Here is a 24,561-nt window from a genome sequence, read left to right as displayed (position 1 = left end):
CGGGGGCGGCGGGTCGGGCGTCGACCCGCTCGGGTTGTGACGAACGGCACTCTCCCGCCGGACAGCCCGTCGCGGGCCCCTGGACACGGCGCGTGAATCATCGGCTCGTTGGCGTGACCGCCCCCGAAAGCACGTTATCTATATGCTGATCTGCAGGGATTCGGCTAGGTTGCGGCGTATGTTGTCGGCGTTCAGGCTCGCGCGTCTTGTCGCGGTCGTCGTGAGTGTCGGGTTCTCCTATGGCGGCTTCATCGGCATCTCCCGGTCCGGCGACCCGGCGCATCTCAAGGCGCTCGGGTGCGGGCTGCTGGCGAGCCTGCTCCTGCTGCACCTCTACAACTGCGTCCGGACGTCCGACGGAAGGCGCCCGAGGGCGTGGCAGTGGACGCTCGCCGCGCAGGCCGTGTTCACCGGTGTCGGGCTGCACCTGTTCGCGAGCACCTGGTACGGGAACACGGGGTTCCTCGCCGCCGCCGTGCTGTTGCTGATCCGCCCGGTCGCGGCGGCGTGGGCCGGGTTCGCGGTCATCGTCGTCGTGCAGTTCGTCTCCGGGCTCGGCGTCCGTCCGACCGTCTGGGAGGCCGCCTACCTGGCCATCGGGCACGCGGCGTTCGTCGGCGTCGCGCTCTACGGCGTCGCGCGGTTCGCTGATCTCGTCGGGGACCTGGAGAGGACCAGGACGGCGCTGGCCGACGCCGAGGTCGCCAGGGAGCGGTTGGCGTTCACCCAGCAGCTCAACGATCGGGTCGGACGCAGCCTGGAGGCGATCGTCCACGACGGCGAGGCGGCCTCGACGTCACCCGGGGCACCGGCCGCCCGGGAACTCCTGACCGACCGGCTGGCGCTGGCCAGGTCGGCGCTGAACGAGACCCGGTCGGTCGCCCACTCGCACCGCGACGGCGCCCCGGCGCCGACACCCGCCACATGCGACCTGACGGCGACCGTCGTGACCGGCCTGGGCGTGGCCGCGGCGGTGTTGCTGGTGCTCAGCAGCCCGATCAGATCGATCGCCCAGGCGGACGCGTCCGGCGGCGAGATCGCCCTGTACCTGGGTGCGCTCGCCGTATTCCTGGGGCTGTTCCTGTGGTGCGTCCGGAACGGGGACGACGACGGACGGCCGCGCCTGTGGCGACTCGCGCTCGGCGCCGCGTTCGTCGTCGCACTGGCCCCCGAACTCGTGTTCGAACGGGAGATCTGGTACCTAAGCCTCTACCTGCCCGCGCTGACGCTCGTCCTGCTGCGTGGCTGGTTGCGCTGGGCCGTGACAGTCCCGCTGATCGCCCAGGATCTGCTGACCTTCCTGCTCCTGGACGTCACCATCCAGGGCACCACGTTCGTCGACCAGACGTACGGGATGGTCTGGGTCGGGGAACGCGCCCTGGTCATCTACGGGTTCGCCCGGATGGGACGGCTCGCCCGCGAACTGCGCGACGCCCGCCTGCGCCTGGCGACCGTGGAGGTCGCCCGCGAACGCCTCCGGTTCGCCCGTGACCTGCACGACCTTCTCGGGTTCACCCTGTCGGTCATCGTCCTGAAAAGCGAGCTGGCGCTGCGGATGCTCGACCGGGACGCGGCGCGGGCCCACCGAGAGCTGGACGATGGGCTCGCGGCGGCCCGCCAGGCGCTCGCCGACATCGAGATCGTCGCGACCGGGTACCGCGAGGTCTCCCTGGAGGACGAGGTCGCGTCCGCCCGGTCCATCCTCGTGACCGCGGGTTACGCCGTGGACGGGACCGTCGACACGCCGCGGCTCACCACCGAGCAGAGCACCGTGCTCGCGACCGTCCTGCGGGAGGGCGTCACCAACGTCCTGCGGCACAGCGACGGAACCCGCTGCACCCTCGACGTGGGCGTCGTCGGCTCCCGGGTGCGGCTGCGGCTGCGCAACGACGGCGTCCGGCCGAGTGCGCTGCCTCCCGGCACGGGACTCGACAACCTCGCCTACCGGGTGCGGGCCGTCGGCGGGTTCCTCAAGGGTGAGGCGGTGGGCGACTCGTACGTGCTCACCGCCGAGATCCCGCTCACCGCCGAGGAGCCGGGGATACCGATCGAGCCGGCCCTCGCCCCCGAGGTCAGCCGCGGGACGGCCGAAGCGTCACCGTCGTCGGCAGCGCTGTGAAGCCCCGCACAGTCGGCGTCCGCGCGCGGCGGGCCCCGGACTCGTCGATGTCGTAGTCGGCGACCCGTGCGGTCAGCTCCTCCAACGCGACCCGCGCCTCCAGCCGCGCCAGGTTCGCGCCGACGCAGTAGTGCCGCCCCGACCCGAAGCTGATCTTGGACGTGTCGTCGCGGTCGAGGTCGAAGCGGTCCGGATCCGCGAACACGCGCGGGTCGCGGTTGGCGGACCCGATCAGCAACTGCATCCGGGCGTTCGCCGGAACGGTCACGCCGTGCAGCGTGAACTCCTCCGTCACCGTGCGCGCGGTGCCCTGCGCGGGCGACTCCAGCCGCAGGGTCTCCTCGATCCATGGGCCGATCCGGTCGTACGCGTCGGACGGACGGTCCAGATGCCGCCAGGCGCAGTACCACGCGCCGGAGAGCAGATGGGTGGTCGTCTCGTTCCCGGCGCCGGCGATCAGGGCCAGCACCCCGACGATCTCGGCCTCGGTCAGATGGTCGTCGTCCTCGGCGGCCGTCAGCAGCGCCGACACCAGATCGTCGCGCCGTTCGCGGCGGCGTTCGACGACCAGGTCACGGAAGTAGGCGATCTGCGCGCCGATCGCCTCGCGTCCGGCGGCCGTCATGTCGTGGACGCCCTCCTCGTGCTGGAGGATCAGATGCGCTGCCGCCGGACCTCGGCGCGGTCGGCCTCGGGGACGCCGACGAGTTCGGAGATGACGTCCATCGGGAGCAGCGCGGCGAAGTCCTCGACGAAGTCGAAGGAGGTGTTCTCCAGGGCCCGGTCGAGATGCCCGCGGGCGATCTCACGGATCCGCGGTTCCAGCGCGGCGATGAGCCGTGGCGTGAACGCCCGGAACACCAGGCCACGGACACGGGTGTGCTCCGGCGGGTCCATCGCGACGAACGACTGGAGCGCGCGGGCCTGCGGACCCCATGCCGACGGGTCGATCAGGACCCCGTTGGCGTTGGAGAACCGTCGGAAGTCGCGGTACGCGGTGGCCACGTCCTCGTGCCGGGACAGGGCCCAGAAGTCCTCGGCGTCGTTGCGGTAGACGGGGGCATGCTCCCGTAACCGCCCGTACACCGGGTAGGGGTCGTCGTGTATGGCGTAGTCGTACAGGCTGTACCGGATGCCCATCGGACCTCCTCGCCGTTCTCACCGCGCTCTCCGGCGTGCCGCCGCGGCTGAGCCCGGTCCGCGCGCGGCCCCCTTTCCAGCCCAACACACGAACCCGCTTCGATGGTGGCCGCTTACGGCCAGCCGTTGCCGAACGTCAATCGTCGACGTGACCGGGGTCACTTTTCCCGGATCGCCCGCAGCGACTCCTTCAGGGAGCCGATGGTGCTGAACACGGCCGTGGGTTCGTAGCCGCAGTGCGCCATGCAGTTGGCGCAGCGCGGGTCACGTCCCCTGCCGTAGGAGTCCCAGTCGGTCTCGTCCAGCAACTCCTGGTAGCTCTGGGCGTAGCCGTCCGACATCAGGTAGCAGGGACGCTGCCAGCCGAACAGGGAGTACGACGGGATCGCCCAGGCCGTGCAGGGGAAGTCGACCTTGCCTTCGAGGAAGTCCAGGAAGAGCGGCGAGTGGTTGAACCGCCAGCGTTTCCGGTTCCCGTCGCCGAACGCCTTCCGGAACAGTTCCCGGGTCTCCTGGACGCCGAGGAAGTGCTCCTGGTCGGGCGCCTTCTCGTACGCGTACGCGGGCGAGATCATCATCTCGTCGACCTTGAGGTCGTCGTTGAGGTAGTTGAGGACGTCGATGACCGTCTGCGGCGTGTCGGTGTTGAAGAACGTCGTGTTGGTGGTGACGCGGAATCCGCGCCGCCGGCATTCCTTGATGGCGGCGACCGCGTCGTCGAAGACGCCCTCCTTACAGACGGACGCGTCGTGCCGTTCCTTCAACCCGTCGATGTGCACCGCCCACGCGAAATACGGCGACGGCTTGAACTTGTCGAGCTTCCTGGGGATGAGCAGCGCGTTAGTGCACAGGAAGACGAACTTCTTCAGCTTGATCAGCTCGTTGACGAGTTCGTCGATCTGCGGGTGCATGAGCGGTTCACCGCCCGCGATCGACACCATCGGGGCGCCGCATTCCTTGATGGCGGCGACGGCCTGCTCGACGGGCATCCGTCTTTTCAGCACGTCGTGCGGATGCTGGATCTTGCCGCAGCCCGCGCAGGCGAGGTTGCACGCGAAGAGCGGTTCGAGTTCGACGATGAGGGGGAACTTCTCCTTGCCGCGCAGCTTGTTGCGGAGGATGTAGCTTCCGATGCGAACGCTCTGGCGTATCGGCATGCTCATGATGTTCTGACCTCCTTGGGCCTTGCGAACTCGGTGGTCTCGTCCGCCGCGACGGTCGTCGAGACGGACGAGAGGTAGCGCCCGAGGGCGCTGATCGGGAAGACCAGCCGGTAGAGGTGGTAGTTGATGTAGAAGTCGCCGGGGAATCCGGTGCCGGTGAACTGGTCCTCGTCCCAGGTGCCGTCCGGACGCTGGTGGTCGACGAGCCATCGGATCCCGGCGTCCACGGCCGGGGAGCGCTCACCGGCGGCGAGCAGGGCCAGCAGCGCCCATGCCGTCTGCGACGCCGTGGACTCGCCCCGCCCGATCCAGGCCGGATCGTCGTAGGAGCGCAGGTCCTCGCCCCAGCCGCCGTCGTCGTTCTGGTGCCGTTCCAGCCACGCCACCGCGCGGCGGATCGGCGGCCCGTCCCGGCGGACGCCCGCGGCGACCAGCGCCGGGACGACGCTGCCCGTCCCGTACACGTGGTTCGCTCCCCAGCGTCCGAACCACGAGCCGTCGCCCTCCTGGGCCTTCAACAGCCACACGACGGCGCGTTTGACGACGGTCGACTCGGCGAGCCCCTCCCCGCAGAGCGCCTCGACCACATGCGCGGTGACGTCCGCCGACGGCGGGTCGATGACGGCGCCGAAGTCGCAGAAGGGCAGCTTGGTGCACAGCTCCCGGGTGTTGTCGGCGTCGAAGGCGCCGTAGCCGCCGTCACGGGACGCCATGCCCTCCAGCCAGCGGACGGCCCGCTCGACCGGCTCCTTCGCGTCCGGGAAGTCGACCTTCCGCAGCGCGAGGATCACCTCGGCGGTGTCGTCGGTGTCGGGGTAGACGTCGTTGTCGAACTCGAACGCCCAGCCGCCCGGCGGGAGGCCGGGCCGCCGCACCGACCAGTCCCCCGGTCCGCGGACCTCCTCCCCGGCGAGCCAGGCGGCGGCGCGCAGCAGCGCGGGATCGTCCGCCGGGACGCCCGCGTCGCCGAGCGCGTTCACGGCCAGTGCCGTGTCCCAGACCGGGGACTGGCACGCCTCCAGGCGCCGTCCCTGCTCGTCCCGGATCGTGAACCGTTCCAGCCCGTCGAGCCCGCGCCGGATGATCGGATGGTCGAGGCCGTAGCCGAGTTCGTGCAGCGCCATCAGCGAGTACACCCACGGCGGCTGGATCCCGCCCCAACAGCCGTCGGCCTCCTGCCGCGCGATGATCCAGTCGGTGGCGCGGCGGATCGCCGCCGCCCGCAGCGCCCGCACCGGACGCTTCTGGTACACGTGCAGGACCCGGTCGAGCCCTTCGAAGAACCGGCCCCAGCCCCGCTCGTCCTTCACCGGGCGGACGCCGCTACGCAGCTCCGGCAGGTCGAACGGCAACGCCCGGACGGGCCGCAGCGCCCCCAGCACCGTCAGCGGCACGATCGTCTGCCGCGCCCAGCAGGCCCAGTCGTACACGTTCAGCGGGAACCGCGCCGGCAGGTAGATCATCTCGGGGGGCATGACGGGCAGGTCGTCCCACGACCACTGCCCGAACAGCGCCAGCCACACCCGCGTGAACACGCGCGTGCCCTCGATGCCGCCCGCCTCCCGCGCGTACGACGCGGCCCGGCGCATGTGGTCGGCGTCGACGGGATCGCCGGCGAGGCGCAGCGCGATGTACGCCTCGACGGTCGTGCTCAGATCGGGCGGCCCGCCATGGAAGTTCGCCCACGTTCCGTCGGGCCGCTGCTGCGACCGGATCCAGCGCGCCGCCTCTCGCGTGTCGTCGTCCGAGCGGATTCCGAGGAACCGGCGGAGGAGAAGGTCCTCGGCGTCCATCGTCACGTTCGTCTGCAACTCGCCGCGCCACCAGCCCTCGGGCGACTGCAGGCCGAGCAGATGGTCGCGGGCCGCGCCGGCGGCGGCAGCGGCGGCACCGGCGAGTTCGGACGCCTCGGTCGTGGTCATCGGTTACCTCCGATCTCAGTGGTCGCGGGACGTGACGAAGCGCGCGATGTCGCGGAACTCGGCGCGGACGGCGTCGTCCATGCCGGAGTCGGCGAGATGCTTGTCCGCGGAGGCGACACGGCGGTCGGCCTCCGCCGCGGCCCAGTCCCGTCCTCCGGCGGCCTCGACGAGCCGCGCCATCTCCCGCAGGTCGTCCTCGGACGGCGGCTCCGGCGCCGCGTACAGTTCGGCGAGACGGGCCGACTCGGCGGTTCCGGCGGTCAGCGCGTACACGACGGGCAGCGACTTCTTGCGGGCCCGAAGGTCCGACAACACCGGTTTGCCGGTCGTGCCGGGGCTGCCCCAGATGCCGAGCAGGTCGTCCACGAGCTGGAACGCCAGGCCCATCTCCGCCCCGAACTCGGCGAGCGCGGTGACCAGCCGGGTGGGGCCCTCGCCGAGCATCGCGCCGATCGAGCAGGCGCAGGCGAGCAGCGCGCCGGTCTTGTCGGCCGCCATCGTCAGGCACTCGTCGAGGGTGACGTCGCCGCGCTGCTCGAATCCGAGGTCGAACGCCTGCCCGGAGATGAGCCGCTGCGTCGCGGCGGTCAGCGCCCGCGCCGCCCAGTGCGCGCCCCGGGTCTGCTCGTCCAGCAGCAGCTCCTCCGACAGGGCCAGCAGCGCGTCACCGCCGAGGATGGCGGCGGACGGGCCGAACACCGTCCACGCGGCGGGACGGTGCCGGCGGGTCCGGTCGCCGTCCATGATGTCGTCGTGCAGCAGCGAGAACGCGTGCACGAACTCGACGGCGACCGCGCCGGGCAGCGCCGTCTCCTGCGGGGTGGCGGCGGCACGGGCCGACAGCAGCGCCAGCGCGGGACGCAGCGCCTTCCCGCCGGGGGTGGCCGGACGGCCGTGCTCGTCGGTCCAGCCGAGGTGGTAGGCGACGACGCGGCGGGTCCACGGGTCGAGCCGTTCGGCGGACGCGCGCATCGCCGCGTCCACCAGCTCCCGCCCATCGGTGATCGAGGCCGGGACGGCGGTCATCGCGGCGTCACCCCCGCGCCGCGCCGGGATCGGTTCGTCTCGTCCAGGTGCCGCCGGACCAGCCGGGCGGCGCTCAGACCACTGCGCACTGCTCCCTCCATCGTGTCGGGCCAGCCCGTGGCGGTCCACGCACCGGCGAGGAACAGCCACGGCAGCCGGGTCGCGGACGCGGGACGCAGCGCGCCGGTGCCGGGGCTCTGACGGAAAGTGGCGTGCCGTTCCCGCGTCACGAAGAAGTCGGTGACACGGGCGCGGCGGGCGGCGGGAAGCAGCCGCTCCAGCTCGGGAAGGTAGACCGCGCGCAGGTCCGCGGTCGGCGTGTCGATCCAGCGGTCCGCCGCCGACACCGACACCGCCAAGTACTGGGCGCCGGGGGCGTGACCGGCGGCGAGGCCGCTGATCGCCGTCCGGTCGAAGACCCACTGCACGGGTGAGTCGACGGCCGCGACGAACGGCTCGTCCAGGACGGGCCTGTCGTACACGACGTGGACGTTCACGATCGGGCTGGAGCCGAGTCCCGCCCATTCCGCCCGTTCGGGGCACGCCTCGGCCGGGACGAGGGACGACGCCACCCGGTGCGGCACCGCGACGACGACGGCGTCCGCTCCGACCGGGGAGCCGTTCACCACGAGCTTCGACCCGTCCTCGATCGCCGTGACCTTCGCGCCGAGCCGGACCCGGCCCCCGCCCTCCTCGATCCTCGCCGCCGCGATCGTGCCGTGCAGCTCGCCGAGCGGAACGGTCGGGACGCCGATGTCGGCCGCGTCCGACCGGCCGAGCAGCGCCGTCTGGCACACCATCGCGGCGGGGCCGAGCGCGGCCTCGTCCACCCGGATGTTCAGCGCGGCGGTGACGAACAGCTCCCACAGCGCGTGCCGGGCCCGGGGCGACTGGCCGTGGTCGGCGAGCCAGTCGCCCAACGCGACCCGGTCGAGCGCCGGGTCGTTCGGGTCGAGCCGGTCGAGGGCCAGCGACGCGGCGACGGCGCGCAGCCGTTCGGACGGGCTGAGCGGCGCGTAGCGGGCGAGCGCGGGCAGCATGTGCAGCGGCCCCGGGGCCTTGGCTCGGCGGAGTCGCCCGCCACGGCCGTCCGGGGTGAGGACACGGACGTCGAAGCGGTCCTGGACGCGTACGCGGTCCGTCGCGCCGAGCCTGCGCAGCAGCCCCCGGTAGGCGGTGCAGCATCCCAGGAAGACGTGCTGCCCGTTGTCGACGGTGAGTGCCCGACCATCGGAGGCGCGGTCGAAGGAGTGGGTGGCGCCGCCGAGCCGGGGACGCGCCTCGTAGATCGTCGCGCGCAGCCCGGCCTCCTGGAGGGCCAGCGCCGCCGTGATCCCGGCGAGGCCGCCCCCGACGATCGCGACGTGCCCGGGACTTCCGTCCGGCCCGGCGGTTCCCCCGGCGGCCGTCACCGGTGGATTCCCGACATGGCCATGGCGGACACGGCGGCCTTCTCCCATGTCGGCAGCGATGTCCTGGTGCCCAGCGCGGCGAGCGGATCCGCCGTGATGCGTTTCAACAGTTGCCGGTAGATGCCCGCCATCGCTCCGGCGCAGGCGGCGCTGCGCCGGTCGAGCATCGGCAGCAACTTCAGGCCGGTCTCGTACCATTCGGCGGCGCGGTCGGCTTGGAACCGGACGAGCTGGACGAGGTTGTCCGGCGGGTCGGTGAACCGGCCGGACTCGTCCAGACGCAACGTGCACCCGTACCTGGCGAGGTCCTTGGCGGGCAGGTAGACGCGGCCGCTGAGGGCGTCCTCGCGGACGTCCCGCAGGATGTTCGTGAGCTGCAGCGCGACGCCGAGCGCGTCCGCGCGTGGGACGGCCGTGTCCGGGTCGGACGTGCCGAACACGCCGAGCGACAGCCGTCCGACGGCACCGGCGACGCACCGGCAGTACCAGAGCAGGTCGTCGAACGTGTCGTAGGTTTCGCCGCGGACGTCGGCCTCGCAGCCGTCGATGAGCTCGCCGAACGCGTCCAGCGGGATCGGACGGTGGCGCGCCGCGTCCGCCAGCGCCACCAGCACGGGGTCGGACGGGTGGGCGCCCGGGTCGTCGAGAAGGTCGGTGAGCCGGGCGCGCTCGTCCGCGAGTCTCGCGAGCCGGGTCGCGGCCGGGGCGTCATGGTCGTCGCCGATGTCGTCGATCCGCCGGGCGAACGCGTAGACTGCGCTCAGCGCGCGCCGTTTGGGCGTGGGAAGCAGCCGGATTCCGTACGAGAAGTTACGCGCCTGCGAACGGACAACGCTTTCGCAGTGCCGATATGCGCTGGCTTCGTCCATGTGGACTGCTCATCTCCTTCTCAGTGCAGTGCCCTTCGTCCGGAGTGTCCGAGCGGGGGCCTGGTCTGTGCGCGCCCACCGAGTCTGAGAAACACCCATTGTCCGCGACCACTCCACGAACAGTCGCGTCTTTTTCGGCCGTGACGTCCTCCCCAGCACGTCGTAGGCGTCGCGGTCCAGTGCCGCCAGTGCCGCGAGGCCACCGGCGACGTACCCGGCGACGGCGACCCGCGCGAATCCGTGGAGCCGGGGGGCGAGGCCCGCGCCCTCCGCCAGCATCTCCCTCGCCCGCGCCGCCTGGAGGGCCACGACCCCGCGCAGCCGTGTCGGGGTAACGGAGCGGTCGAGGTCGCTCTCGACGCAGCCGAACCGGCGCAGGTCGTCCTGCGGCAGGTAGATCCTGCCGTTGCGGTGGTCCTCGCCGACGTCCTGGCAGTGCTCGATGATCTGGAGGGCCGTGCAGACCTTGTCCGAGAGGGGGAGCCGGTCCGGGGTGGCGGCCCCGAACACGTGCAGGACGATGTGCCCGACCGGATCGGCGGAGAGGGTGCAGTACGCGAGCAGATCGTCGAACGTCTCGTACCGTGAGACCTCCTGGTCCTGGCGGTTGGCCCGCAGGAGGCGACGGAACGGTTCCGCCGGAATGTCGAGGTCGGTCACCGTCGTGGCGAGGTTGCGCATCGCGGGAAGCCCGGGCTCCTCGCCCGCGTAGATCCGGTCGAGGTCGCGTTCGACGAGGTCGAGCAGCGCCGTCCGCTCATCGCGCGGCGCCTCGTCGCCGATGTCGTCCACGATCCGGGCGTAGCCGTACACGTTCAGCAGGTGCGCGCGGTGCCGTGCGGGCAACAACCGGGAGGCGACGGGAAAGTTCTCTCCCGTCTGCCGTTCGTCGCGGGACCGGCGTTCCTCTTTTTCGTTCCACAAACGGTCGCTGACGGACATGGCTTCCTTTTGAGGACGGCGGCGTACGAGGCGTTAGAACATGCCCGGTAGCCAGGTGACCGCCCGGCGAACACGGGCCACGAGGGTCATGCGGCGTACGTCCCCTGTCAACCGCGCCGACCCCGGCGATTATCCGTCGTTATCGAATATAGACCGGATGTGGTCAGACGGGAATATGTGATCGTCACCACCCGCGATCAATGTTCGCCGCCGCTCTTGCCCGAACGACGGCTCATCGACTTCGGACGCCCCGACCGGAAAAGCCCTCTGACCGGCGGAAACGGTCAGTAGTGGGCGAGGATCCCGGCCAGAATCCGGGCGGTGCGATCGGGCGGCGCCGCCTCGGTGACCAGCGTGTTGAACACGTGCCAGTGCCGTTCGACCTCGGCGCGGCGGACCGGATACACCGCGGTGTCGGCGCGTTCCAGATAGACCATGTCCTGAAGGCCCTGCTGCGGGAACCGGACCAGGGTGAGCGGCCCACCGCCCTCGACCCGTCCGCAGATACCGCCCGGCGCGATCTGGACGGTGACGTTCGGCCGCTTGCACACCTCGATGATGTGCTTGATCTGCGCGCGCATCGTCGCCGGACCGCCGATGGGACGCCACAGCGCCCGCTCGTCCAGCACCACCCACAGGTTCAGCGGACGCGGGCGGCGGCGCAGCACGCGCTGCCGCCGCATCCGCAGCTCGACGCGCCGCTCCGCCTCCTCTTCGGGGAAGCGGGAGCGGATCAGCGCGCGGGCATAGTTCTCTTCCTGGAGCAGGCCGGGAACGTACTGCGGTTCGAACGTGCGGACGAGCTTGGCGGCCTGTTCGGCGGTGAAGTAGTCCCGGACCCATGCCGGGACGATGTCACCGTCGGCGTACCACCACGGTCGCGACGTCGTCTGTTCCGCGAGCGCCAGCAGGGTCGTGCGTTCGTCGTCGTCCACGCCGTAGAGGGTGAGGAGCGCCGCCACGTCGCGGACCGAGACCCCGGAGCGGCCGAGTTCCAGCCGCCCGACCTTGGAGTTGGTGTTGCCGAGCATCTTCGCCGCGTCCCGCCGGGAGATGCCGGCCTCCTCCCGCAGCGCACGAAGCGCCCTGCCCAGCAACAGCCTGGGGACGAGCGGATCCCCATGTGCGGCGGTCGACTGTCTGATGCCGGTGATGGTGACGGAGGCCAAGGGGGGACTCCCATCCGGGGACGGCAGAACAAGAAATCAACTATACCTTCACGTAACGCACCGGGAACGGAACGGTGAGCGACGTTCCGTGGAAGGTTCTTTCATATGGTGACACTCAAAGGAGTGCGTACCGTGGCGCGGTGTGCCGTCGGTCTCCCGCGCCCCGCCACACGTCAGGGTTTGCGCCCCACCCCGCACAGTGTCGGGAGTATCTCCGGCTCGACGCCCACGTCAGGACGCCATTCGTTGACCGTCACGAGCCCCGGTTCCTCGACCTTGAGCCCCTCGAAGTACCGGGAGAGGAATTCGCGGCTGCGCAGCCGGTACGAAATGGCTCCGGTGTCGTCGTAGGCGCGCTGGGCCGCGTTGAACGCTTCGTTGTCGTCGGTACAGTCGTCCAGGACGAGGTAGCTGCCGGACGGCAGCCCGGCCAGCAGGTTCCGCGCGACCCCCAGCGCCTCCTCCGGATCGGTGACATGCCCCATCACGTTGACCAGCAGCAACGCGACGGGCTCGGAGAGGTCGAGGATGTCGGACGCCTTGTCCAGGATCGTCTTGGGGTCGTACAGGTTGCAGTCGATGTAGGCGGTGCGGCCCTCGGGGGTGCCCGTCATCAGGGCACGCGCGTGCGCCAGGACGAGCGGGTCGTTGTCGACATAGACGACCTTCGCCTCCGGGGCGGCGCGCTGAGCCATCTCGTGGGTGTTGTCGACCGTGGGCAGTCCCGTCCCGCAGTCCATGAACTGGCGGACGCCACGGTCGTGGATCAGGAAGCGGATCGCGCGGTCCATGAAGTAACGCCCTGCGCGGGCGAGCGGCACGATCCCCGGATACAGCGAGACGTACTGGTCACCGGCGAGCCGGTCGACCTCGTAGTTGTCGGTACCGCCGAGCCAGTAGTTCCAGATCCGGGCGGACTGCGGAATATCCGTGTTGATCTTCGCCTCAGGCCCCTGGACCGGACCGGGCACGCCATCCGTCATCGGCCTGACTCTCCTTTCGGCGGAACGACTCTTTTCACTCCCCCTGGTGACTGGCACGCGCACTGAGGCACGTGCCAGCAAACCTAGACCCGGTCTTCCTCGCGCGCCATAGTCATGAAATTAGGGCCTGTCCGGATTGGGGTTGAGGACATTAGCGACCACGCAGAGTGGGCAGAACTCCGAGGTTGGGCGGTCGGTGGTCACGAGAGGTGAGTCCCGCGCGGACGGGCCTCCCCGCCGCTTCGCCGAACTCGCCGCACCGTCATGATCGGGTAACGGCCCGGCCATGATCTCCTGGCCGATCCGCACAAGATTCACACCTCACGGCACGCGTGTCACCATCGAACCTTCCACAACACCGGACACCGAACTAGATACGCCACTTACCTCACAATCCCCAATAATCCAGACCGCCCGGCCCGCACACGACCGCGCGCCCGGGACTCCGCACCCGGCGGAAGCCACGAATACTAAATGGCGTAGGGGTGTCCTCGCTCAATGTTCCGGCGATGCATCTCGGCCGATTCCGGTGGCCCGGACCGACGAGACGGGCGGAACAAGGACATAAGGGCGGCTGTCAATGCCACGACCGCAGCGAAAAATGCCACGGGAGGCGTGCCGTGCAATGGCGACTGAGAATGCACGCGCAGGCCGTCGGAACGACGGCGTCAGGCGGAGTCAGTGAGCGTACGTCCCGCGGACGAGAAGTGGATCTCGTGATGCCGCTCCTCCGGCTCCCCGACGACCAACACATGTGGCGGGAACCCGCAGGTAGGTGGGTCTGGTGGCAACGCGGGACGGCCACGGTACGCGGCTTCGCGACCGTGGCCGTCCCGGCGGTTGATCGGCCTCAGCGGGCCTCTTCGTACTCTTCCTGCTTCTTCTTCTGCTTGCGGTCGCGCTTGTCCTCGTCCAGCGCCTCCTCGTGCGTCCGGACGATCTCGCTGTCGTGGATCTCGCCGCGCCAGCCCTCGATCTCGTCCTTGCGGGGCAGCGACTGCGTCATCACGTGACGGCGGAAGTGCTTCAGCTCCAGCCGGACGCGACGGCCCTGGGCCCGCCACAGGTTCCCGGTCCGCTCGAAGAGCCCCTGCGGGTGGTATTCGAGGACGAGCAGCACGCGCGTCAGGTTCGGCGACAGCTCATGGAAGCTGACCGTCCCGTCCACGTGCCCCTTCGAGCCCTTGGACCGCCACACGATGTGCTCGTCGGGGACCTGCTCGATGATCGTCGACTCCCACGTCCGGCTGGACCAGAAGACCTTCGCCTTCCAGTTCAGCTTCTCGTCCGTCGGCTGCTCGACGCTCTCGACCTTCTTCATGAAGGACGGGTAGTCCTGGAACTGCGTCCACTGGTCGTAGACGAGGCGGCGCGGCGCACCGATGTCGATGTGCTCGACGATATTGGTGACCTTCACCTTCTTCCCGCCACCCTGGCCACGGCCCTTCTCCGCGTCCTGACCGTTCTGGCCGGTGCCGGGCACGGCGTCCTTCAGACGCTCCAGCAGCCCCGGCCCCGATTCTTCGGCGGACTGCTCCTTGTCGGCGTCCTTCTTGCCGGAGTTCTTCTTGGCGCCCTTCGCGCTCGCCTTCTCCTCTTTCGCGTCGGCGTCGGCGGGACCGTGCCCGTTGCGACGCTCGTTGAGCGCGCGACCTGCGGCGACGGCCGCACCGACGCCCAGCAGGACACCGCCGGTGGTGCCGACGGCCCGACCGGGGGGCAGATTCTTCGCGACGCCGCCGATGCCGGGCAGCCGCTTCTTACGGCCGCCCGGAAGCCGCTTCGTGATGGTGTTGACGGGCAACCGACTTCCACGTTTCATGTTCCGCTTCCTCACTCCGATGTTTTGACGATCTCGCCGTCGTGAATCTCGCCGCGCCAACCCTCGACCTCGTCCGGGCGGGTCAACGCCCGCGTCATCACATGACGGCGGAAATGCTTCAGCTCAAGCCGGACACGACGCCCCTGCGCCCGCCACAGGTTCCCGACCCGCTCGAAAAGCCCCCGCGGGTGGTATTCGAGGACGAGCAGCACGCGGGTCAGGTCCGGCGACAGTTCGTGGAAACTGACCGTCCCGTCCACGTGCCCCTTCGAGCCCTTGGACCGCCACACGATGTGCTCGTCGGGGACCTGCTCGACGATCGTCGACTCCCACGTCCGGCTGGACCAGAAGACCTTCGCCTTCCAGTTCAACTTCTCGTCCGACACCTGCTCGACGCTCTCGACCTTCTTCATGAAGGACGGGAAGTCCTCGAACCGCGTCCACTGGTCGTAGACGAGCCGACAGGGGGCGCCAACGTCGATCTGCTCCACGATGTTGGTCGGCTTGCCGTTCCGTCCGAAGATCCGGGCGAGGACCTCCTTGAGGGCCGTCCATCCGAAGCGCAGCAGCGCGCGGAGGGGGGACTTGCCCCCGTACAGCGCCCTGACTCCGGCCAGCGCGCCCTTCATGAGCGGTCCGCCCCGCTCCTCGACCCTGGCCACTAGACGCCGGACGGCGCGTTCCAGCCGCCGGACGATCCGCCGGATCGTCCATGCGGCGATGGTCTTGCGCAGCCCCAACCGAAAGATCATGTCCCTTTCACCTCGTCGTCCGGCTCGGTACGGCGCCCAGTTACCCGGTCAAGCAGGGGCAAAACAGGACGCAGGCCAGACGTGGGGATGGCCACATCGGGCCAGCCCCTATGGCGACGGCCCAGAGCCCCACCTCAACAACCTCGCCACACGAGTCAGACCAGCCCAGCGTGGACACCAGACCACCCCGGACACCCGCCGACCCCACGTGCACCACCGCGGGCACGCGGTTAATGGGGTACTTGAACTGGTACGGACCAGTTGCATATCTTCATGACCACACCGGGCGTTTATGTTGTTGAGCGATCACGTAGCGCACTTTCTTTGAACGCGCACAAAAGCTTTGGGGCGGACGGGGGATGCGATGCCACGTGAACGATTTCCGACCACGGGAACGGCATTGAGACACCCCTCCAGGACGGCAGGCGCCGCCACATGACCGTGATCGGCCTGGACGTCGGCGGCACCACAATGAAGGCCGCGCTGACCGACGACTCCAATACCCTCGTGACGGAATTCCGCCCCACCGACCGGACCGACCCGGTGGGCGGAATCCTCGACTTCGCCGCGGACCTCGCCGTCCACGCGACCACCCTCGGCACCCCCGCCCGCGCCGCCGGAATCGTCGTCCCCGGCATCGTGGACGAACCGACCGGCACCGCTCTCCACTCCGCGAACCTGGGCTGGCGGAACGTCCCCATGCGGGCCATGGCGGAAGAACGCCTGGGCATCCCCGTCGCCATCGGCCACGACGTCCGCACGGGCGGCCTCGCCGAGGCCGTCCTCGGCGCGGGCCGCGACGCGCACGACTTCGTCTTCATGGCCATAGGCACCGGCATAGCCGCCGCGCTCGTCATCAACAACACCCCGTATCCGGGTGTGGCCGGTTGGAGCGGCGAAATAGGCCATGTCGTCGTCCGCCCGAATGGCGAGGACTGCGCCTGCGGCAACCGAGGCTGCCTGGAAACCTACGCCTCCGCCGCCGCCATCTCCCGCCGCTACGACGAGAACGTCCCAGCAGAAGAAGTCATCGCCCGCGCCGAGAACAACGAGGAAAAGGCGCAACACATCTGGTCAGAGGCCCTGGACGCCCTCGCGGACGGCCTGGCCGCCACGACCCTCCTCCTGGACCCGGACCTCATCGTCCTGGGCGGCGGCCTCGCCAAAGCAGGACCGGCCCTCCTCACTCCCCTGGAAACCCGCCTGGTAGTCCGCCTCAAATTCCGCCCGTCCCCCCGCCTCCTACTCTCGAACCTGGACGACCCAGCAGTAAAAGGCGCCACAATCCTGGCCCGCCGCCTCCTCGCCTAGAGGAGGATTCTTCGCCACCGGTGGCGGCTTCGCGGTTCGAGTTTGTGCGAGAGTCGGCGGACTATGCCAGGCGATGGCTGGCGGCTCAGCAGGTTGAGCAAGTAGTCGGTGGATGCCGTGGTCGTGCTGGGTGATTGGTCTAGGCTGCGTGAAGGGGATTGGCTCTGTGGGGTGGACCATCCTGGTCGTTAGTGTGCTTGGGTGACTAATCCGCTGTTGTTTCTGCTGGCCGTGTTGACGCTGGTCGCTATTCCGGGGCCGAACCATCTGTACATCACCGCGCGGAGCGTGAGTGAAGGGCGGCGGGCCGGGATCGCGTCGGCGCTTGGGGTCGAGACCGGGACGGTCGTGCACATCGCGGCGGCAGCGGCGGGGTTGTCGGCGGTCATCGCCGCGTCCGCTACGGCGTTCAGTTTCCTGCGCTACGCGGGCGCCGCCTACCTGGTCTTTCTCGCCTACCGGACGTTGCGCGGACGGCATGAGGCAAGCGAGCTGGAGCTCGAACCACGGCCGCTGCGGCGCGTGTACCTGGACGGCGTGCTCGTCAACGTCCTCAACCCGAAGGTCATCCTGTTCTTCCTGGCGTTCCTACCGCAGTTCGTCGACCAGGACGCGGGCGCGGTGCCGTTGCAGTTCGTCGTGATGGGCCTCATCACCGCGTTGTTCGGGCTGGCGAGCGACATCGTGTACGCGGTCGCGGCGGGCTCGATCGGCTCGTGGTTGCGCAGTCGGCCCGTCTTCCAGCGGCGGCAGCGCTACGCGACCGGGCTCATCTACCTCGGTCTCGGGGCCGCCGCCGTCTTCGCCGGTCCCAGCAGCCGCCGCTCCTGAATCGCGGCTCATCGTGCGCTGATCGCGCCGCGGAGGGTCCAGCGGATGAGGTCGTCGACGCCGTGTCGTGCGGCGAGCCCGTCGCCGACGGCGTGGAGGCCCGTGTAGACGATGCTCCACACCATGCGTTCGAGCCACTGCGCCGGGACGGTTGTGTCGAGCGCACCGTCCCGTTGTCCGCGCTCGATCTCTGAGATGAGGATCCGGTCGACCTCGTCCGCGAGGGGAGCGTCCGCGTCGGAGGCACTGCCCCCGGTCGTCGAGAACAGGAACAACACGCGGTCACCGGCGTGGACCATGGCGCTGACTATCCGGTCGATCGCCTCGGGCACCGGGCCGTCGCCGGGGGCGGCCTCCACGATCGCCGCATGTAGCGCGGCCCAGGAGTCGCTGATGAGCGCCGTCTGGAGGCATTTGCGGTCCGGAAAGTAGCGGTGGATGGTCGCCCGGCCGACACCGGCCGCCGTGGCGATGCGGCCGAGGTCCACCGCCGGATCACGGGCCCACTCGCGGGCCGCCGCGTCGAGGATGGCGCGGTACGTGCGCTGCCTCTGCGGTGACAAGTCCATCGCCGAACCCTATCGGCAGTACCATAATGAGATGTTGATGTCTCATTTTGAGAGTTCGCTTTCTCTTACCGTGGTGACCGGCGCGACCAGAGTCGAAGGAGCCATCGACGAGCACCACGGACCGGGCGCGGAACTGGACGGTTCCTATCTCACACTCGCGGAGGTCCTTGGTCGTTCTGCACGCTCCTACGCGCAGTGGGCTCGGGACCACGCCAGTGACTTCACCGGATAGCCGCGGGTGGTTCAGGGCATGCGGGCCAGGCGGTTGAAGAGGGACGGTTCGTTCAGCGGCCTGGCCAGTTCCAGGGGGACGTGGGCGGCACCGGCCTTGACGGTCGCTATGCGGGCGCCGTCTGCGGCCTGGTGGGGTGGGTCGCCTGTGACGCCGACGCGCACGGTAAGGCCCGGCCAGCCGATCACGGTGACGGGGGACGCGGCGCGCAGAGGCGTTGTGGTGCCGAGGCCGTCGTCGACTCGCGCCACTCGGGCGCCCTTCGGGGCCAGGTCCTTCGCGACCAGTGCCGCTCCGGCGGCGACGACGAGGCTTTCCGCCGTGTTGACGGCGCCCGCCGCCGTTGGCGAGTCCTGCCCCATGACGGCGCCCACGATCAGGGTGTTGACGCCACGGACGGTCTTGCGGGCGGCGAACACGAAGTTTCCGCCCGCCGCGTCCGTGTAGCCGGTCTTGCCGCCGACGACGCCGTTGCGGCCGAGGATGAAGTTGCCGCCCTCGCGGGACGGGCCGCCGTCGTCCGGGACGTACGTGCGGGTGTTCACGATCTCGGCGAAGGCCGCGATTTTCATCGCGGCCTGCAGCAGTTTGACCTGGTCCGCCGCGGTACTGACCGTCTGTGAGTCGTATCCGCTGGGGTCGGTGTAGCGGGTGCCGGTCATTCCCAGCGACTTCGCCGTGGCGTTCATCTTCGCCACGAACGCCTGCGTGTTCCCGGCGTCCCAGCGCGCCAGCTCGTGCGCCACGTCGTTCGCCGAGATGATCAGGAGGGCTTCGAGAGCCTTGCGTTGGGTCAGCCGCTGGTTCGCGGTGACGCCGAGGAGCGACTCGCCGCGCTCCTTGCGCATCGGGAGCTGCGCCGCCGCCTCGGGCGACACCGTGAGAACCGGCCCCGCCTCCCCCGGCTTCAGGGGATGGCCGAGCAGGTACACGTACGCCGTCATCACCTTGGCGACGCTCGCCGTCGGGATCGGGACCGCCCCGCCCGACGAGCCCATGGTGCCGAGGCCGTCCACCTGAACGACTGACTGGCCCGCCGAAGGCCACGGCAACGTGGGGGCCTGTCCGGGAAACGCGTGGCTGGACGCCAGAGACAGTTTCACCGTCGGTTCGGGGACGGGACGTGCCAGTTGACCGACGACGAGTCCTGTTATCAGCACCACTGCCGCCAGAACCACGATCAGAACGCGGCGTCCTCGCTTGGATTTCGTTCGCGGTTCTGGTTCCGCCGGGGGCGTGGGTCCTTCCCAGGGGACGCTCCACTGCCCGGACGACCGTGCCGCCGGATACTGCGGCGGCGCCGCATCCTGCGGAGCCGCAGCGTTAGGCGGTGGCGCAGCGTTCTGCGGAAGCGCAGCATTCTGCAGACGCGCAGCTTCATGCGGAGGCACGGCGTTCTGCGGTGGCACGGCGTTCTGTGCAGGTGCGGCGTTCTGTGCAGGCGCAGCGTTATGCGTAGGCGCGGCATCTTGCGGAGGCGCAGCGTTAGGCGGTGGCGCAATGTTATGCGGAAGCGCGACATCCTGCGGAGGCGCGACATCCTGCGGAGGCGCGACATCCTGCGGAGGCGCGACATCCTGCGGAGGCGCGACATCCTGCGGAGGCGCGGCGTTCTGTGCAGGTGCGGTGTTCTGCTGTGGTTGCGGGGGAAGTGTCGGTAGGGGCTCGACCCGTGTGGGGCCCGCGGGGGACGGTTCATCCTGCGGTTCGGAAGTCGCCGGGGCCGCAGCGTCGTCCGATGGAGCGGTGTCGTCGCGGGTGGGGCGGCGGATGGGGATGTCCGGCCTGGTCAGCGACACCTTCTTCGGGACGCGGAACTCGGCGGTGGCGGTGCGGTCGGCGTCGCGATCGTCCTGCGGGCCGGACGTCACCGGCTCTTTCTGGGCGTCGTCGTCCACGGCCGACCCTCCTTTGCTGGTGCTTCCAGGCAGACGGAGCGGCCCTCCCCGACAACCCCCGTGCATCTTGAAGGATGCGCAGTTTATCGAGAAGGTTCGCGTGAATCTTCCAGACGGCGGGTGGTGTCGTGGTCCAGCGTGAACCCGGACGGGGCGTTGCGGAGATACATCGCTGACAGACGTTCCCCTACGGAAGGCCCGGTGCGCATGCCCTGGCGGTGTTCTGCGATGACTTGGTGGGTGCGATGACGACACCCACGACGGACCAACAATGCGACGCGGATCTCATCGAGAGTTCGCTGACCGACCCGGAGGCGTTCGCCGCGCTGTTCGACCGTTACGCCGCGATGCTGTTCCGGTACGTCTCGCGCAGGCTCGGTCCCGAGGCGGCGGAGGACGTCGTCGGCGAGACGTTTCTGGCCGCCTTCAGCGGGCGGCGCCGTTACGACCTGGCGCAACGTGACGCGCGGCCGTGGCTGTTCGGTATCGCGACGAAGCTGGTCGCGCGGCATCACCGGGCGGAGGCGGCGCGGTACCGGGCGCTGCGCAGGACCCCGGTGGACGGTCCCGTCGAGGGGCCCGCCGACCGGGTCGCCGCCGGGGTGACCGCGTCGGCGTCGCGGCCGGTGCTGGCGGAGGCGCTCGCGGGCCTGCCGCGCCGGGATCTGGACGTCCTGCTGTTGGTGGCGTGGGGCGACCTGGCGTACGAGGAGGTGGCGCGGGCGCTCGACATTCCGGTCGGCACCGTCCGTTCCCGGCTGAACCGGGCCCGGCGCAAGGTGCGCGCGGTCCTCGGCGACACCAATCCCACGGAGGAGGCGTGACCATGGACGATCTCGAACTGATCCGCGACCTCGGCCGGGAGCTGGAGCACGAGCCGGCGCCGTCGCTCCTGCGGCAGCGTGAACGGCTGATGGACGCGACGGCGGCGGGGTGGCGGCGCGGCCCCGGCCGGTGGACGCTGTTCGGCGCGGTGGCGGCGGTGGCCGCGGCGGCGGTGACGGCCGTGGCGATCCTCGTTCCGGCGGCGCTGACCGGAGGGGACGCGCGACCCGCGGGGAGGGACATCACCGCGCGGAACCCGGGGAAGACGTTCAACCTGCTGGTCATCGGCTCGGACACGCGGCCCCGCGCGAACGGGGCGCGGTCCGACACGATCGTGATGGTGCATGTGCCGGCCGACCGGAAGAACATCCGGGCGGTCAGCGTCCCGCGTGACCTCCTGGTCGACGACATCCCCTGCCGGGGTGTCCGCGGGAAGGGACGGGCGCCGATCAATACCTCGTTCTCGCAGGGCGGCGCGGCCTGCACGCGGACGGCACTGGAGTCACTGACCAAGGCCCGGTTCGACCAGACGGTCGTGGTCGACTTCAACGGGTTCAAGGGCATGGTGGACGCGCTCGGCGGCGTCGACGTCACCCTCCCCCACGCGGTGAGCGACCCGGCGGCGAAGCTGAAGCTGCCCCGGGGGAAGCAGCGGCTGAACGGGACGCAGGCCCTCGCGTACGTTCGGACCCGCCGCAGTCTCGGGGACGGCTCGGACATCGCCCGCGTCCGACGCCAGCTTCAGTTCATGGAGGCGCTGACGCGGCGGGCCAAGGAACAGCAGCGCCGGAACCCCGCGCGGTTCGGCCGGTTCCTCGCCGTGGCGGCCGGCTCGGTCGAGGCCACGCCGCGCTGGGACCTGCGGAGTCTGCGGGAGCTCGCCGGCACGTTCACGGACACGGGCGTGGAGGACGTCGAGTTCGCCATGCTGCCGGTCCGTGCGGCGCCGGAGGACTCGAACCGGCTGGCTCTGGACCCGGCGGCGGCCGAGCGGACGTTCGCGCCGTTCCGCGGGTGACCGTCCGCCCGCGCGAGATGCGTGAGCCCGATTTCGTCGGGTAGGGCCCGGTTTGTCCATGGGCGGAGATCTGCCCGCGCAGGCTGCAGGGAGGGAGCGATGGCTACCAAGGTGCGCGAGATCATGACGGGTTCCCCGACGTCGGTGTCCCCGGAACTCGACATCGTGACCGTGGCGCGCGCGATGCGCGACGAGGGCATCGGGGCCGTGCTGGTCGCCGATGGGGACGACCTGATCGGGCTTGTCACCGACCGTGACCTGGTCATCCGGGGTCTCGCCGCCGGAGGCGACCCGACGCGGGCGCCGGTCGGCGGTCTCGCCAGCACCGCCACCGCGACGGTCGGGCCGGACGACTCCCTGGACGAGGCCGTCCGGCTCATGCGGGAACGGTCCGTGCGTCGGCTTCCCGTCGTCGAGGACGGTCGTCCGGTCGGCATCGTGTCCATCGGCGACCTGGCCCTGGAGCGGGACGCGGAATCGGCGCTCGCCGACATCAGCGCGGCCCGTCCCAACACCTGACGCGCCGCTGGGACGCCTGGGAGCACCGCCTTTCCGCGCGTTCCCGTCGTGCGGACGAAAGGTCTGGTCGTTCACTGAAGGGAGTGGGCTCCGCCGCGCAGCAGGTGCCCGACCACAGGTGGCACGGCTCGTGGGAGTGCGCGCTTCGGAAGGCGGGTCTCCTGGAGCGCGCGGCGGAGTTCCACCGCCTCCGGGTCGGCGGAGTTCCACCGCCTCCGGGTCGGCGGTGGCGTCGCCCAGGACCAGGTCGCGGACGAGCGGTCCACTCGCGAGAGTCAGCGCCACGCCGCTGCCGGAGTAGCCGAGCGCGTACACGATCCGCTCGCTCGCCGTTGACGGTCTGAGATGCGGAGTCTCGGTCGGTGTGACATGGAGGGGGCCGCCCCAACGGCACCGGGGCCGCAGGTCGGCGGACGCCGGTGCCCAGCGTCGTAGCAGGCGGTCCACCTTCGCGTGGGCGGTGGGCAGCGCGTCCGCGGCCGCGCCGGGCTGGAGGCCACGTTCGTCGACTCCGCCGAACAGCAGGTTTCCGTTGTGGAAGCGCCAGTACGGGGTTCCGCCGCCCGGGGCGACGAAGAAGTGCTTGGATCGTTCCAGCGCCGGGGTCGCGGTCGCGCGCATGTACGTGTGCTTCACCTTCGCCGGGGGCGGATCGGGCAGATCGATCGACGCCGTGTAGCCGCCGGTCGCGACCACCACCCGGTTCGCGATCATTTTCCCGGTGCCCCAGGTGTCGGAGCCGCTTCGAGCACTCCGCTTCGGGACGGCGACATTTCCGCCGTGGCCGTTCTTCATGGCCAGGAGCAGTTCCACCCGATCCGGCCTCGGGGTCACCGCGGCGACCGGGGTGTGCTCGTGGAGCCGTCCACCCGACCTGGTCAGTTCCCGAACGAGGGCGGCCACGGTCCGGGCCGGTTGGATCGTCCACATGTCGACGACGATCGCGCCTCGGGCGCGAACGCCGTGCTCCGCCGTCTCGCTCCCGGACCAGCGGCTGACCGGGAAGCCCGCCGTGGCCAGTGAGTCGCCCATCCAGTCCAGCCCGGCCATGAGGAGCCGCGAGCGTCCGAGCAGTGCCATCCGGGTCGGGGCCGCGGGCTCTCCCTGGTGGTCCGGCCCCGCCGATTCAGCGGATCCGGCCGGGCTGCGTGCGATCCGCGTGTAGAGCAGCCGGTGCATGGCGGCATGGTCGAACCGGCCCGCGCCACCGGGCAGCAGCCACAGAGGGACGAATGGCAGCACCCCACCGGCGTTGCGTCCGCTCGCTCCGTGTCCGGCCTGATGGGCGTCGAGGACGACCAGGTCGATGCCGGGGGCGGCCTGGAGAAGGTCGCAGGCGATCGACAGTCCCGCGAAACCCGCTCCGATGATCGTCACGTCGACGCGGGCGGGCGGCGGCTCGTCCGGTGCGTGTTCGGTCGTGGGTGGGCCGTCCGCCTCGGGTGTTCGCCAGTACACCCGGGTCATGACGCGATTCCGCGCAGCAGCGCGGCGGTGGTCGCGGCGGGGGCCTCCCTGCTGCCGAGGTCACCGTCCCGAACCGCCTCCCATGCCGTGAAGACGGCGTTGAGCAACAGTCGCGTCTGGTAGCGCGCCGGCAGATCCGATCGCAGCTCACCCGACGTCCGGCCCCGGCGTATCAGCGTCTCCACCGCCTGCTCCATGGCCGCCAGGCCCGGGGCGACGGTGGGCAGCTCGTCCACCCACACGCCCTCGCGGAGCAGGACGGCGAACCGGCTGCCGAGGGGCACCAGGGCGGTGACGAGCCGTTCACATGCCTCCAGCGCGGTGCCCTCGTCGAGCGCCGCCACTCGGACGGCGTCCGTCGCCGCCGCGACGGCCTCCTCCGCGACCTTCGCGATCAACGCGTCGCGGCTCGGAAACCGGCGGTGCAGGGTGGCCCGGCTCATGCCCGCCGCGGCGGCGAGTTCCGTCATGCTCGCCGCCGGGTGGGCGGCGAGCGCCGCGGCGAGTGCTTCCATGCTCGCTTCCATGAGATGTCACAATCTCATAGGAGACGGCGAACTCTCAAGTGAGAC

General features: G+C 70.2%; 21 protein-coding genes and 1 pseudogene. 6 read left to right on the top strand and 16 right to left on the bottom strand.

Annotation, left to right across the window (positions count from 1 at the left end; translation table 11 throughout):
• The first annotated feature begins 178 nt into the window (after positions 1-178).
• Entirely contained in the window at positions 179-2,119 is a 1,941-nt protein-coding gene (locus BZB76_RS09600) for a sensor histidine kinase (RefSeq protein ID WP_121433937.1), read from the top strand.
• Here the strand turns inward: BZB76_RS09600 and BZB76_RS35795 are convergent.
• From BZB76_RS35795 to BZB76_RS09545, 12 genes are all read right to left on the bottom strand, one after another.
• A complete protein-coding gene (locus BZB76_RS35795) occupies positions 2,073-2,744 on the bottom strand; it encodes a cytochrome P450 (RefSeq protein WP_246006849.1) in 672 nt (223 codons plus the stop codon). The genes BZB76_RS09600 and BZB76_RS35795 overlap by 47 nt on opposite strands.
• 29 nt (positions 2,745-2,773) lie before the next feature.
• Positions 2,774-3,259 (bottom strand): cytochrome P450, encoded by a 486-nt coding sequence (locus BZB76_RS35790; protein WP_246006848.1) that lies wholly within the window; start codon positions 3,257-3,259, stop codon positions 2,774-2,776.
• Positions 3,260-3,417: 158 nt separating this feature from the next.
• Positions 3,418-4,422, bottom strand: coding sequence for an adenosyl-hopene transferase HpnH (hpnH, locus tag BZB76_RS09590; protein ID WP_121433936.1), 1,005 nt, complete (start codon positions 4,420-4,422; stop codon positions 3,418-3,420).
• Entirely contained in the window at positions 4,419-6,344 is a 1,926-nt protein-coding gene (shc, locus tag BZB76_RS09585; protein WP_121433935.1) for a squalene--hopene cyclase, read from the bottom strand. The genes hpnH and shc overlap by 4 nt, the downstream gene beginning before the upstream one ends.
• Before the next feature lie 15 nt (positions 6,345-6,359).
• Entirely contained in the window at positions 6,360-7,370 is a 1,011-nt protein-coding gene (locus BZB76_RS09580; protein ID WP_121433934.1) for a polyprenyl synthetase family protein, read from the bottom strand.
• Positions 7,367-8,782 (bottom strand): hydroxysqualene dehydroxylase HpnE, encoded by a 1,416-nt coding sequence (gene hpnE, locus BZB76_RS09575; protein ID WP_246006847.1) that lies wholly within the window; start codon positions 8,780-8,782, stop codon positions 7,367-7,369. Before hpnE ends, BZB76_RS09580 begins: the two co-directional genes overlap by 4 nt.
• Positions 8,779-9,651, bottom strand: a complete 873-nt coding sequence (hpnD, locus tag BZB76_RS09570) for a presqualene diphosphate synthase HpnD (RefSeq protein WP_121433932.1) — start codon at positions 9,649-9,651, stop codon at positions 8,779-8,781. Before hpnD ends, hpnE begins: the two co-directional genes overlap by 4 nt.
• A gap of 9 nt (positions 9,652-9,660) precedes the next feature.
• Positions 9,661-10,593: a squalene synthase HpnC gene (gene hpnC, locus BZB76_RS09565; protein ID WP_121433931.1), complete on the bottom strand. Its 933-nt coding sequence runs from the start codon at positions 10,591-10,593 to the stop codon at positions 9,661-9,663.
• Between the two features lie 284 nt (positions 10,594-10,877).
• Positions 10,878-11,762 carry a helix-turn-helix domain-containing protein gene (locus tag BZB76_RS09560; protein ID WP_211342918.1) on the bottom strand — a complete coding sequence of 295 codons (885 nt, stop codon included), beginning with the start codon at positions 11,760-11,762 and terminating at the stop codon, positions 10,878-10,880.
• A gap of 173 nt (positions 11,763-11,935) precedes the next feature.
• On the bottom strand, positions 11,936-12,745 hold the full coding sequence (locus BZB76_RS09555; RefSeq protein ID WP_121433930.1) for an SAM-dependent methyltransferase: 810 nt from the start codon (positions 12,743-12,745) through the stop codon (positions 11,936-11,938).
• Between the two features lie 850 nt (positions 12,746-13,595).
• Positions 13,596-14,567, bottom strand: a complete 972-nt coding sequence (locus tag BZB76_RS09550; protein ID WP_121433929.1) for an SRPBCC family protein — start codon at positions 14,565-14,567, stop codon at positions 13,596-13,598.
• 11 nt (positions 14,568-14,578) lie between these two features.
• Positions 14,579-15,319, bottom strand: a complete 741-nt coding sequence (locus tag BZB76_RS09545; RefSeq protein ID WP_121433928.1) for an SRPBCC family protein — start codon at positions 15,317-15,319, stop codon at positions 14,579-14,581.
• Positions 15,320-15,754: 435 nt separating this feature from the next.
• On the opposite strand from BZB76_RS09545, the gene BZB76_RS09540 reads away from it, so the two are divergent.
• Positions 15,755-16,630, top strand: coding sequence for an ROK family protein (locus tag BZB76_RS09540; RefSeq protein ID WP_121433927.1), 876 nt, complete (start codon positions 15,755-15,757; stop codon positions 16,628-16,630).
• A 201-nt stretch (positions 16,631-16,831) separates the two neighbouring features.
• Positions 16,832-17,461 carry a LysE family translocator gene (locus BZB76_RS09535; protein WP_121433926.1) on the top strand — a complete coding sequence of 210 codons (630 nt, stop codon included), beginning with the start codon at positions 16,832-16,834 and terminating at the stop codon, positions 17,459-17,461.
• 8 nt (positions 17,462-17,469) lie between these two features.
• Here the strand turns inward: BZB76_RS09535 and BZB76_RS09530 are convergent, their stop codons facing one another.
• Together BZB76_RS09530 and BZB76_RS09520 are read right to left on the bottom strand one after the other, a co-directional pair.
• Entirely contained in the window at positions 17,470-18,030 is a 561-nt protein-coding gene (locus tag BZB76_RS09530) for a TetR/AcrR family transcriptional regulator (protein WP_121433925.1), read from the bottom strand.
• Between the two features lie 243 nt (positions 18,031-18,273).
• The gene (locus BZB76_RS09520) at positions 18,274-19,440 is read right to left on the bottom strand and encodes a D-alanyl-D-alanine carboxypeptidase family protein (protein ID WP_246006920.1); all 1,167 of its coding nucleotides are present in this window, start codon (positions 19,438-19,440) and stop codon (positions 18,274-18,276) included.
• Positions 19,441-20,405: 965 nt separating this feature from the next.
• Here BZB76_RS09520 and BZB76_RS09515 point away from each other — a divergent pair.
• From BZB76_RS09515 to BZB76_RS09505, 3 genes are all read left to right on the top strand, one after another.
• Complete coding sequence (locus tag BZB76_RS09515; RefSeq protein ID WP_121433923.1) at positions 20,406-20,984, top strand: RNA polymerase sigma factor; 579 nt, start codon at positions 20,406-20,408, stop codon at positions 20,982-20,984.
• 2 nt (positions 20,985-20,986) lie between these two features.
• Positions 20,987-22,003, top strand: coding sequence for an LCP family protein (locus tag BZB76_RS09510; protein ID WP_121433922.1), 1,017 nt, complete (start codon positions 20,987-20,989; stop codon positions 22,001-22,003).
• A 99-nt stretch (positions 22,004-22,102) separates the two neighbouring features.
• The gene (locus tag BZB76_RS09505) at positions 22,103-22,522 is read left to right on the top strand and encodes a CBS domain-containing protein (RefSeq protein ID WP_121433921.1); all 420 of its coding nucleotides are present in this window, start codon (positions 22,103-22,105) and stop codon (positions 22,520-22,522) included.
• Between the two features lie 258 nt (positions 22,523-22,780).
• On the opposite strand, the pseudogene BZB76_RS36660 reads toward BZB76_RS09505, so the two are convergent.
• Positions 22,781-23,989, bottom strand: a pseudogene (locus tag BZB76_RS36660) (NAD(P)/FAD-dependent oxidoreductase); the annotation flags it as partial.
• The gene (locus BZB76_RS09495) at positions 23,986-24,504 is read right to left on the bottom strand and encodes a TetR/AcrR family transcriptional regulator (protein ID WP_170180561.1); all 519 of its coding nucleotides are present in this window, start codon (positions 24,502-24,504) and stop codon (positions 23,986-23,988) included. The gene BZB76_RS09495 and the pseudogene BZB76_RS36660, both read right to left, overlap by 4 nt.
• Positions 24,505-24,561: the final 57 nt, after the last annotated feature.

The sequence above is a fragment of the Actinomadura pelletieri DSM 43383 genome (assembly GCF_003634705.1).
Taxonomy (GTDB): Bacteria; Actinomycetota; Actinomycetes; order Streptosporangiales; family Streptosporangiaceae; genus Spirillospora; species Spirillospora pelletieri.
Note: the sequence above shows the minus strand (reverse complement) of the source record. Positions and strands in the feature narration are given on the sequence as shown.